Below are 11,259 nucleotides of genomic sequence, written 5' to 3'. Positions count from 1 at the left end.
CGGTGATCAGTCGGTCTTGGGGTGGACGATCTTCCACTCCTGGTTGCCCGTGTTCGTGCAGTCGGAGATGTCCAGCCGGTCGTCGACGGCGGCCCCGCCCTTCACGTTCAGGCACTTGTTGTTGCTGGCGTAGTTGCGGATCCAGTAGTCGCCGCTCTCCTGCACGGCGATCCACCACAGTTGGTTGTCGGCCGTGGTTCCGTCGCAGGTGAACTCGCCGATGCCGGTCCCCACGGGCCGACCGCCGTACTCACCGAGGTCCATGCAGAGCTGGTCCTTGACGTTGCGGATCTGGAAGAGGGGAGTGCCGCCGGGGCCGAGGTCCGGATACTTCACCTCCAGGTTCCACAGCTGGTTGTCCGCCTCGGTGCCGACGCAACCGGACTGCTGGACGGCCACGTTGATCCGGCCCTTGTCGACCCCCGGCAGGTCGGCGCACATGCGGGTGGCGGCATTGCGCAGCAGCACCTTCTCGGCGGGCACCACGGGCGCCGGGGCCGCGGGCGCCGCGGACTCCCCTCCCCCGCCGTCGGCCCCCGGCTTCTCGTCCTTCGGCGCTTCGGGGGTGGCGCTGGGCGAGGGCGGGGGCGGCGGGGCGAGGGGCTGGGTGGTCGGCAGCACGGTGCCCGCCTGTTCGGTCGCCTCGGTGGCCGCCGTGCGGACCTGCGGATCGTAGGCCATCCAGATCATGACGAAGGCGACGGCCAGGGCGAGCAGGAGCCCGAAGGACGTGGCCAGCCAGCGCGGGAGGAAGCCGCGCTGGACGTAGGTCCCCTCGACCTCCAGCGGCTCGGCCCCGGAGCGGCGCACCGCCAGGGTGTAGGGCCGCTCCTCCTTGGAACCGAACCAGACGATCTGCCGGGGCCGCAGGGTCGTGTCGACGAACGCGGCGCGCCCGGGGTCGATCTGGACGTTCCCGGGGCGGATCTCGTACGCGAGGTGGTCCCCGGTGTCGCTGCCCGTGATCGACGCCGTCACCTTGGTGTTGCCGAGGTTGTCCACGGCCAGCCGGGGGCGTCCGCGCAGGCGCCCCTTGACGGTCGGCGGCACGAGTTCGGCCCGCAGCTCGGTGAACGCGGTGACGGTCAGGTTCCCTTCCGGGACCGTCACGGCCTCGGGGTGCTCGGTCGGTGTGATGCGCACCGCGTACGGGTTCGGGCCGGCCGTGGCGTCGGGGGTGCGGGGCGGTGCGAAGGTCAGCTCCACCGTGCCGGTGGTGCCCGGGTACAACCGCAGGGTCGCAGGCTCCACCGTCGTCCAGGGTGCCACGTCGCCGACGGGCTCGAAGCGGTACTCGTCCACCACGTCACCGGTGTTGCGCACGCGCAGCCGTACGCGCGTACTGCTGCCCGGGTCGACGGTGACGGAGGCGGGTTCCAGGGAAGTCCATAGGCTCACCCCCCGCACGCTAACCGCGGCCCCACCACCCGCCAGGAGCCGCGGGGGCAGACCTCGGGGCAACGACCGTGCCCCCGCCCAGGTACCGGGGGACGTTTCGAGGGGGCGGCGCGCGCGTCAGGGTGGTGGTGTCCTGTCTCGTACCCGAGGAGAGCAGAGCATGCCGTCCTATCTGTCGCCCGGCGTCTACGTCGAGGAGGTGGCCAGCGGTTCGCGCCCCATCGAGGGGGTCGGCACGTCGGTGGCGGCCTTCGTCGGTCTGGCTCCGACCGGCCCGCTGAACGAGCCCACGCTGGTGACCAACTGGACCCAGTACGTCGCGGCGTTCGGCGACTTCACCGACGGCTACTACCTCGCGCACTCCGTCTACGGGTTCTTCAACAACGGCGGTTCGGCCGCGTACGTCGTGCGCGTCGGCGGGTCCGCCGGGGACGCCGCCGCTCAGGGCCGGGGCCGGGCGTCCGCGCCCGCCGCGGTCACCGGTGCGTCCGTCCGGCCCCCGCTGCCCGCCGCCCCGTCCCGTCCGCTCGGTTCCTTCGCCGTGGCCGCCGTCGCGGAGGGCCTCGGCCCGCTGTCGGTCGAGGTCGCCGACCCGGAGGGCGAGGGGCCGGCCGAGCGGTTCAGGCTGATCGTCAAGGACGGCGACAAGCCGGTCGAGACCTTCGACGTGAGCGCGAAGAAGGGCAACCGGTCCTACGTCGTCACGCACGTCAAGGAGCATTCCCGGCTCATCACCGTGACCGAGGCCGCGCCGTCCGGGCAGTTGGCGCGACCGGAGAACCAGACGGTGGACCTGCCGGCGCCGCAGGCCGCCCCGGCCGCACCCGCCGACCACGGCGAGGACTCCCACCCCGGCCCCGCGCAGTACCTCGGCGACTCGGCCGACCGTACGGGCTTCGGCGGCCTGGAGGCCGTGGACGAGATCTCCATGGTCGCCGTGCCCGACCTGATGTCCGCCCACCAGCGCGGTGCCATCGACCTGGAGGCCGTCAAGGCGGTCCAACTCGGCCTGATAGCCCACTGCGAGTTGATGGGCGACCGGGTCGCGATCATCGACCCGCCGCCCGGCATGAACGCCCGCGCCATCCGGGTCTGGCGCCAGGAGACGGCCAACTACGATTCCAAGTACGCGGCCCTGTACTACCCGTGGATCAAGTCCTTCGATCCGGCGACCGGGCAGTCGCGCCTGGTCCCGCCGAGCGGCCACGTCGCCGGCGTCTGGGCCCGCAACGACAGCGAGCGCGGTGTCCACAAGGCCCCCGCCAACGAGGTCGTACGCGGCGCGGTCGACCTCGAACTCCAGATCACCCGCGGCGAGCAGGACCTGCTCAACCCGATCGGCGTGAACTGCATCCGGGCCTTCCCCGGCCGCGGCATCCGCGTCTGGGGAGCGCGCACCCTCTCCTCCGACCCGGCCTGGCGCTACCTGAACATCCGCCGGTACTTCAACTACCTGGAGGAGTCGATCCTGATCGGCACCCAGTGGGTGGTGTTCGAGCCGAACGACCACAACCTCTGGGCGCGCATCCGCCGTAACGTCTCCGCGTTCCTGGTCAACGAGTGGCGCGGTGGCGCCCTGTTCGGGCAGAGCCCCGAGCAGGCGTACTACGTCAAGTGCGACGAGGAGACGAACCCGCCGGAGTCGGTCGACCTCGGCCGGGTCGTCTGCGAGATCGGCATCTCGCCGGTGAAGCCCGCCGAGTTCGTCATCTTCCGGCTGGCGCAGTTCTCCGGCGGCAACGGGGAGCTGGAGGAGTGACCGGGCGCGGAGCCCGCCTCCGCCCCCGTCGCGCCCCCGTCGCGCCTCCGTGCCCCTCCGTGCCCCTCTGCGCCCTCCCGTCGTGAAAAGGACAGCGAACACATGAGCCTCCAGCCGGGTGACGCCCTCACGTCACACAACTTCGGCCTCCAGATCGACGGGGTGATGGTCGAGTACCTCGCCGAGATCAGCGGTCTCACCCTCGAACAGGACGTCATCACCTACCAGCAGAACAGCGCGCAGGGCCGGCCCGAGGTGGCGCTGCTGCCGGGCGTCCAGAAGAACGGCCAGTGCACGGTCGTGCGCGGCATGACCCAGTCGTCGTCCTTCACCGAGTGGATCAACGACTCGATCCGCGGCCAGATGAGCACGGCCCGCAAGAACGCCTCCATCATCATGATGGATTACGAGGACAACCCGGTGAAGCGCTACAACCTGCGCAACGCCTGGTGCAGCAAGATCGAGACGAGCACGGTGAAGGCCGGCGAGGCGGCGGCGCTGACCGAGTCGGTCACCATCGTGTTCGAAGAACTGGTCATCGAATAATGCGCCGTTCGACGACCAGGGGAGCGGCGGGGGCGGACCGTGCGCCTTCGGCCCCCGCCCCCGCCGCCGCGCCCACCGGCCCGTCGGCGGACCCGGCACCCGTGCGGTCCCTGCGCACCGAGTTCCCCTTCGAGCTGCCGCGGGGGTACGTGGACGAGGCGGGCACCGTGCACCGGGACGGCGTCATGCGGCTGTCCACGGCGCGCGACGAGCTGGTCCCGCTGCGGGACGTGCGCGTGCAGGAGAACCCCGCGTACCTCTCGGTGGTGCTGCTCGGCCGGGTCATCGTCAGGCTGGGCACGCTGACGATGGTGCACGACGGGATCGTGGAGAACATGTTCGCCTCGGACCTGGCGTTCCTCCAGGACTTCTACCGCCAGATCAACGCGGAGGGCCACACCCGCGCAGCCGTGCGGTGTCCGCACTGCGCGGAGCCCTTCGAGGTGGAGCTCGGCGGGAGCCGCCTGGGGGAATCGTGACGTACGCGACCGACCGGCTGCACGAGGAGATCGCGTACGTGGCCTTCCACTTCCACTGGGAACTGGAGGCGATCTTGGACCTGGAGCACCAGGACCGGAACCGTTACACCGAACAGATCGCGTCGTTCGTGACGCGCGCCGCACCGGAGGGCTGAGCAGGTGGCATTCCTGGACCGGCTGCGGGGTGCGCGGAGCGGGCGCGGTGCGTCGGCGCCCGGCGGCTCCCCCGCTCCGGGGGCCGTGCCCCCGGTCCCGGCTCTCGCGCCGTCCGCGCCCCCGGTGGCCGTTGCCGCCTGGGCCGGCCTGCCGCCGATGCGGCGGACGACGGACGACGCTCCGACGGGCATCGCGGACGCCGGGTTCGGCGGGCGGCTGGCGACCTGGCAGGACCCGGCGTTCACCCGGGGCCCCTCCCCGGCGGTGCTGGATCCCGCGGCGGGCGGCGGTCTGCTCCAGGGCGCGGTGGCCGGGGCGGCCGGGCCGGTCGCGGGGCCCGGCCGCCCCGCCCCCACCCGCGCCCTGCCGTTGCCCGTGGCCGGCGTGCCCGCCGTGCAGCGCGTGCCGGTGGCGCCGCTCCGGGCGGTCCCGGTGGCGTCCCCCGTGCCCTCCCCGGCGGGACCGGGGGTCCCCCCGGCACGCACGGGCGCCCGCCCCGTCGGGTCCGCCCCGGCGGTGGCCGTGGCCCGTGCGGGCCGCGCACCGGCCCTGGTGCGGGAATCGGCCCCTGGGGCGACGGCCGCCCCGGCAGTTGCCGTGGCCCCTGCGAGCCACGCACCCGCTTCGGCGCGGGACTCGGCCCGTGGGACGGCGTCCGCCCCGGCGGTGGCCGTGGCCCCGGCGGACCGCGCACCGGCCCCAGCCCGTGGGGCGGTCTCCGCCCCGGCGGTGGCCGTGCCCCCGGCGGGCCACGCACCCGCTCCGGCGCGGGAATCGGCCCGTGCGGCGGCGTCCGCCCCGGCGGTGGCCGTGCCCCCGGCGAGCCACGCACCCGCTCCGGCCCGGGAATCGGCCCGTGGGGCGCTCTCCACCCCGGCGTCGGCGGCCTCGCGCGGGATCCGGGTGACCCCCGTACCGCCGGCTCCGCCACGGACCCGGCAGCTCCTGTCGAAGGCGCCTCCCGTAGCCGCGGCCGTGCAGCGGACGCTGCCGGTGGCACACCGGCCCGCGCCGCTGCCGGCGGGGACCCGGGCGGCCACGGCGGCATCCAGCCCGGCAAGCCTCGCGGCCCCGGTGACCCCGGTGACCGTCGCGGCCCCGGCGGCCCCAGCCCCGGCGACCCCGGCGGCCCCCGGGATCCCGGCCATCCCAGCGGTAGCGAGCCAGGCGGCCTCAGCCTCCCCGATGGCCTCGCCGACCCCTGCGACCCCGGCGGCCCCCGCGATCCCGACCATCCCGGCCACCCCGGCGGCAGCGAGCCCGGCGGGCGCGGCGACCCCAGCGACCCCGATGGCCTCGCCGACCGCTGCGGCTCCCGCGATCCCGGCCATCCCGGCCATCCCAGCGGCAGCGAGCCCGGCGGCCGCGTCGGGCGGTGCCAAGCGGGGCGGCCCAGCCACCGGCGCCTCCACCGCCCCGAGCACCGTGCCGCCGGCGCAGCGGGCCTCGGTTCCCCGCCCCGGCGCGACCGGCGCCGCCGGGGACACACCGTCCCCGGATGTCCCGGTCGTCACGGCCGCGCCGCAGATCGCCCCTGCGGTGCAGGACGGTCCGGTACGGGGCGCCCCGCCGCGGCCGACGAGCACGGAGCGCACGGCTCCGGCTGCCCGGCGCACGGGGCTCGGCACACCGGTGCAGCGCAGCGCGGTGCGCCGGCCCGAGGGTTCCGCACCGCGCACGGACGCCCCCGAAGTCCCGGGCGCGCGGGGGCCGTCGGCGTCGGGAGCGACGCCCTCCGCACGGCAGGACACGCCGCGCACGGGTGCCTCCGGCCCCGCGCGGGCGGCGGACGCGGCGCCGGCCTCCGCTGCCACCGCCCCCGCCGGGGCTGGGGCCGCGCAGCGATCGGTGAACGACCCCGCGCAGGTCGGCGAGCGCCCTTCCACCGCCGGGCCCACCGTCCAACGGGCGGTCGGGTCCCCCGTCCCCACGCCCGACGGGCACCCCGTACCGGCGGCCATCCGCGCTGACGGACCGACGACCGCCCCGCAGGCACCTCCTCCGGGCACGCCCCGTCCGGCGCCCGCTCCCGGCACCCCGCCCGTCCAACGCACCGCGCCCCCCCCCAACCGGGCCCGTCCCCGTGCCCCCGCGCGCCAACCGACCCGCCGAACACGGTGACCCAGCGGCCCCACCCGCGGCGCACACCGCTCCCCCACAGACACCCGCTCCCGCCAACCCGCCCGCCCAACGCGCCGCCACCCCGACCGTCCCGGTGACAACCCCACCAACCGGGCCCGTCCCCGCGTCCCCACGCGCCAACCGGCCCGCCGAACACGGTGGCCCACCAGCCGCGCCCACGGCGCACACCGCTCCCTCGCAGACACCCGCTCACCACACACCGCCCATCCAACGCACCACGGCCCCACCCGCCGGGCCCGTCCCCGCGTCCCCGCACGCCGACCGGCCCACGGAGCGCAGTGTTCCGGCGGTCGGCCCCGGCACGCCCACGGCGCCCCCCGCCATCCGCCCTGACGGGCCGGCACCCGCTCACCACACCGCGCCCGTCCAGCGCGCCGCCACCCCACCCGCCGGGCCCCTTCCCGTGCCCCCGCACGCCGGCCGGCCCACCGGGCGCGGTGTCCCGGCGGCCGGCCCCGCGGCATACACCGCTCCCCCGCATGCGCCCGCACCCGGCACCCCGCCCGTCCTGCACACCGTGGCCCCGCCCGCGGCCCCGCGCACCGCGCGGCCCACCGGCGCTTCCGTCCCGGACCGGACGGCCCCCTCGGCCGTCACCGCTTCCCCGGCCGCGCGTCCGGACACGGCGGCAGGCCCGGTGCAGCGGTCCACGGGCCGCCCGACCTCCCCCGTCCGCCGTGGCTCCGGGCCCCCGCCCCCATCGGCTCCCGGCCCTGCGGGACCACGGCCGGGGGCCGTTGCCCCGGACCCCGGCCCCGCGGCCCCCTCCCCGCCCGGGGGGCCCGTACGCGCGGGGCTCGGCGCGCCCCTTGCCGCCCCGGCGCGGAACCCGCAATCCGGCGGTGCGCCCGACGCCCGGCGCCGGTCCGCGCTCGGTGCACCCGTCGTGGGCGCGCCCGCCCGTACGGCTCCGGCCGGCTCCGGCGCTGCCGCTCCCCCTCCGGCCCAGCGGGCCTGGGCTCCGACCGCACCGGTCACGCCGACGGCACCGCACACCGCGCACGTACCGCACGTACCGCACGTACCGCAGGCAGCGCCCCCGCCGGTCATCGCGCCCGATGTCCTCCCCGTGCCCGGGGTTCCCCTGCGGCGGGCCTCCGTGCCCGGAGCAGGGGCCGCGGCGCGCGGTCCGCTCCCCGTGGCGCCGCTGACGGCCCCGGCCCCGGCCCGGGGACGGCTACCGGCGCCCGGGGGATCCACGGTCCAGCGCCTCCCCTTCGGCGCCGGCTCCGGCCGGTCCGTCGGGGCGCTCGCGGCCGCCGCGTCGGCCGCGGTGGCCTCGACGCTGGGGCACGTCCGGCCGTCCCCGCAGCGGCCGCCGCCGCCCGGGCCCCCGCCCCCCTACGAGCCCGCGCCGCCGTACGAACCGCCCGCATCCGGCGGGCGTCCGGCTCCCGGGGCCGCGGTCGCCCAGGAGGAGCCACCACCCCCGTACACCGCGGTGCCCGCGGCCGCCTTCGATCCGCGCGAGCTGACCGACTTCCAGTTGGACGAACTGGTGCACCGGATCATCGACCGGGTCACCCGCCTCGTCCGTACCGAACTGCGCATGGACCGGGAACGGATCGGCAGGCTGCGCGATCCGCGCGCCTGATTTTGGGGCCGGACACCTCCAGCACGACACGAACGAAACGAACGAAACGAACGACAGGAAGGCCCCTCTCCGATGTCCCGCCAGGACCCCGGGTCCACCATCTGGTTCACCCTCACCATCGACGGCGAGAGCCTCGGCTACTTCAACGGGTGCGAAGGCCTCTCGTCGCAGGTCGAGGTCGAGCACCGCCAGGAAGGCGGCAACAACGGCTTCGTGTGGCACCTGCCCACCCGGGTCACCTTCTCGACCATCCGGCTCACCCGGCCGCTCACGCCGGACACCGCGAAGGTCGCCAAGTGGATCTCGTCGGTCCAGACGGGCATCAAGCGGCCCACCGCACAGATCGCGGCGCTGCGGGCCGACGGGTCGCTGGTGGCCCGCTGGGGACTCATCGACGTCCTGCCGGTGCGCTGGCAGGGTCCCACCCTCGACCCCGCGAGCGCCGCCGTGGCCACGGAGGTCCTGGAGATCACCCACCACGGGTTCACGGACTGACGGCGCGACGGAACGGAAAGGAGGCACACCCATGGCCACGAGCAGCAGGGGCGCCGGCAAGAGCCTGGTGCGTGCGTCGCTGGCGATCCACGAACCCCCGGTCGGGACGAGCACGACGCCCGGCGCGCTGATGCGGACGTTCGGCTTCGAGTTCAATCCGGCGCAGCTGTCGCTGAGTCAGCGCGCGCAGTGGAAGGCGACGCCGACGATGGCCGTGCGCGACGGTTCCAGGCCGGAGTTCATGGGCGCCGAGCCGCGCGAGATGACCCTGGAGATCTTTCTGGACTCCTCGACCGCGCCGACCGGCAACACGGTGCTGAAGAAGGTGGAGTCCCTGCTGGGATGCTGCGAGGTGACGGCGAAGAGCATCGCCGCCGACCAGCCGTCGCCACCGTGGGTCGTGTTCGAGTGGGGCTCGTTCTCCACGGCCCGGTTCGTGGCGTACGTCAGCTCCGTCGAGGCCTCGTACAGCCTCTTCGGCACCACGGGCGTGCCCATCCGCGCCACCTGTCAGGTCCACCTGGTGGAGATCCCGGGGAAGACCAAGGGGCAGAACCCGACGTCCGGTGCGCTCACCGCCCAGCGCGTGCACCGGGTCGTGGCCGGCGATTCGCTGCAGTCGCTGGCGTGGCGGGAGTACGGCACGGCCACCGTCTGGCGGGCGATCGCCGATGTCAACGGCATCGACGACCCGTCCCGGCTGGTGCCGGGCACCCAACTGGTGCTCCCCGCGCCCGAGGAGGTCTCCCGCTGATGGTGCAGCCCGCGTTCTCCAGCATCATGCAGGTGCGGATCGGCGCCGCGAAGCTCCCGGACGACATCGCCCCGCTGCTCGTCGAGGGCTGGGTCGACCAGGGTGTCGGCGTACCCGCCGCGTTCCGGCTGACCTTCCGCGACCCGTACCGCCTGGTCCTCGGCAAGCTGGACGTCACCTTCGGCACGAAGGTGGTCCTCACGCCGATCGCCGACGGCCAGGGGGCCGGCGCACCCCTGTTGACCGGCGAGGTCACCGCGTTGGAGGCCGACTACGACGGCACCGGGAGCTTCACCGTGATCCGCGGTTACGACCTCGGGCACCGGATGATGCGCCGGCGCCGCGTCGCCGCCTACCGCAACCAGAAGGCGTCCGACATCGCCCGCGAGCTCGCCGCCCTGGACGGAGTGCCGATCGGCCGGATCCAGTCGACGAGGGGCACCTACGCCTTCATCAGCCAGTCCAACGTCACCGACTGGGACTTCCTCTCCCGCCTCGCCGACGAGAACGACATGGTGATGTCCCTGGACTCCAAGGGGAGGTTCCGGTTCGTGACGCCGATGCCGTCGGCCGGTGCGCCGTCCCCGCGGGCCGACGCCGACGCGAGCCCCTTCGTGCTCCGGGCCGGCCACGACATCCTCCGGCTGCGGGCGGCGGTCACCGCCGCCGACCAGGTCGCCGCGGTCGAGTCGCGCGGCTGGAACGTCACCACCAAGAAGAAGATCGTCGAGACGGCCCCGGCCACCAACGATCCGGGCATCTCCATCGGCCTCACCCCGGGGCAGACGGCCGCGAAGTTCGCGTCGGCGCGGCTCGTCGAGACCGGCACGCCGTACGACCGGCAGGACGAGGTGCGGAACGCCGCCAAGGCCCTGGCCTCCGACGTCACTTCGTCGTTCGCCGAGCTGGAGGTCTCGGTGCACGGCGACCCCCGGCTGCGGCCGGGCGCGGCGGTGGCCCTCGGCGACGTCGGCAGGCCCTTCGAGGGCAAGTACACCGTCACCTCCGTGCGGCACGTCTTCGGCGACGGCAGGCACTACGAGTCGTGGATCACCGTGAGCGGGCGCCAGTGGCGGTCCCTGTACGGGCTGGCCTCGGGCGGGGGCGGTACGGACGCCACGAGCGCCTCCCGGCTGCCCGGCGTCGCGAACGCGATCGTCACCGACGTACAGGACCCGCTGAAGCAGGGGCGGGTCAAACTCCAGTTCCCGTGGCTGGACGACACGTACGTGAGCGACTGGGCCCGCAGCGTGCAGTCCGGGGGCGTGGGCGGCGGCGGGGTCTTCCCCATGGACGTCGGTGACGAGGTGCTGGTCGCCTTCGACCGGGGCGCGCTGGACCACCCGTTCGTGATCGGCGGGCTCTACAACGGCCGGGACCTGCCGACCCGGGTCGACGACGTGCCCCTGCACGACGGCCTCAAGCGGAAGGCCGCCCGGCACACCCTGTCCGACCGGCAGGCCAACCGCGTGGACCTGCTCAGCCAGCGGTCCGGGCGGCGCAGACAGGGCGTCCGCATCGCCACCGGTGACGACCGGCTGACCATCGACCTCGACCGCACCAAGACGGAGATCACCGTCGACAGCGAGGGGGCGGTGACCATCAAGGGCGGCCGCTCGGTGTCCGTCGAGGCCGGGACCGACCTGACGCTCAGCGCCGGACGCCGGCTCACCATCAAGAGCGGCGGCGTGCTCGACATCGAGGGCCGCGGCCTCGTGAACCTCAGGTCGCTCGGGGGCGCGGTCACCGTCGACGCGATCGGCATGCTCAACCTCAAGTCCGTGGGGGCCACCATGATCACCTCCGGCGGCACGGTCCAGGTCAACACCATCGCCAACGTCGGCATCCGCGCCCTCAAGGTCGACCTCATGGGACTCGTCTACGTCAACAACATCAAGTACCCCTTCGGATGACCAGTCGGATGACCAGAAGGATG

General features: G+C 74.7%; 10 protein-coding genes. 9 read left to right on the top strand and 1 reads right to left on the bottom strand.

Features of this window, described 5'->3' with window-relative positions:
• Positions 1-6: 6 nt before the first annotated feature.
• Positions 7-1,398, bottom strand: coding sequence for an RICIN domain-containing protein (locus tag OHS33_RS35655; RefSeq protein WP_330334571.1), 1,392 nt, complete (start codon positions 1,396-1,398; stop codon positions 7-9).
• A gap of 160 nt (positions 1,399-1,558) precedes the next feature.
• On the opposite strand from OHS33_RS35655, the gene OHS33_RS35650 reads away from it, so the two are divergent.
• The 9 genes from OHS33_RS35650 (at position 1,559) to OHS33_RS35610 (ending at position 11,236) form a co-directional block, all read left to right on the top strand.
• Positions 1,559-3,157: a phage tail sheath family protein gene (locus OHS33_RS35650; RefSeq protein ID WP_330334570.1), complete on the top strand. Its 1,599-nt coding sequence runs from the start codon at positions 1,559-1,561 to the stop codon at positions 3,155-3,157.
• A gap of 102 nt (positions 3,158-3,259) precedes the next feature.
• Complete coding sequence (locus OHS33_RS35645; RefSeq protein WP_330334569.1) at positions 3,260-3,703, top strand: phage tail protein; 444 nt, start codon at positions 3,260-3,262, stop codon at positions 3,701-3,703.
• Positions 3,703-4,182, top strand: a complete 480-nt coding sequence (locus tag OHS33_RS35640; RefSeq protein ID WP_330334568.1) for a hypothetical protein — start codon at positions 3,703-3,705, stop codon at positions 4,180-4,182. The genes OHS33_RS35645 and OHS33_RS35640 overlap by 1 nt, the downstream gene beginning before the upstream one ends.
• Positions 4,179-4,337, top strand: coding sequence for a DUF6760 family protein (locus OHS33_RS35635; RefSeq protein ID WP_330334567.1), 159 nt, complete (start codon positions 4,179-4,181; stop codon positions 4,335-4,337). Before OHS33_RS35640 ends, OHS33_RS35635 begins: the two co-directional genes overlap by 4 nt.
• A gap of 4 nt (positions 4,338-4,341) precedes the next feature.
• Positions 4,342-6,459, top strand: coding sequence for a hypothetical protein (locus OHS33_RS35630; RefSeq protein WP_330334566.1), 2,118 nt, complete (start codon positions 4,342-4,344; stop codon positions 6,457-6,459).
• A gap of 907 nt (positions 6,460-7,366) precedes the next feature.
• Complete coding sequence (locus OHS33_RS35625) at positions 7,367-8,074, top strand: hypothetical protein (RefSeq protein WP_330334565.1); 708 nt, start codon at positions 7,367-7,369, stop codon at positions 8,072-8,074.
• Between the two features lie 72 nt (positions 8,075-8,146).
• Entirely contained in the window at positions 8,147-8,569 is a 423-nt protein-coding gene (locus tag OHS33_RS35620) for a phage tail protein (protein ID WP_330334564.1), read from the top strand.
• A 31-nt stretch (positions 8,570-8,600) separates the two neighbouring features.
• Positions 8,601-9,323, top strand: a complete 723-nt coding sequence (locus OHS33_RS35615) for a CIS tube protein (protein ID WP_330334563.1) — start codon at positions 8,601-8,603, stop codon at positions 9,321-9,323.
• Positions 9,323-11,236 carry a VgrG-related protein gene (locus OHS33_RS35610; protein ID WP_330334562.1) on the top strand — a complete coding sequence of 638 codons (1,914 nt, stop codon included), beginning with the start codon at positions 9,323-9,325 and terminating at the stop codon, positions 11,234-11,236. Before OHS33_RS35615 ends, OHS33_RS35610 begins: the two co-directional genes overlap by 1 nt.
• The last annotated feature ends 23 nt before the right edge of the window (positions 11,237-11,259 follow it).

The organism is Streptomyces sp. NBC_00536, assembly GCF_036346295.1.
Taxonomy (GTDB): domain Bacteria; phylum Actinomycetota; class Actinomycetes; order Streptomycetales; family Streptomycetaceae; genus Streptomyces.
This window is presented reverse-complemented; position numbering and strand designations above follow the sequence as displayed.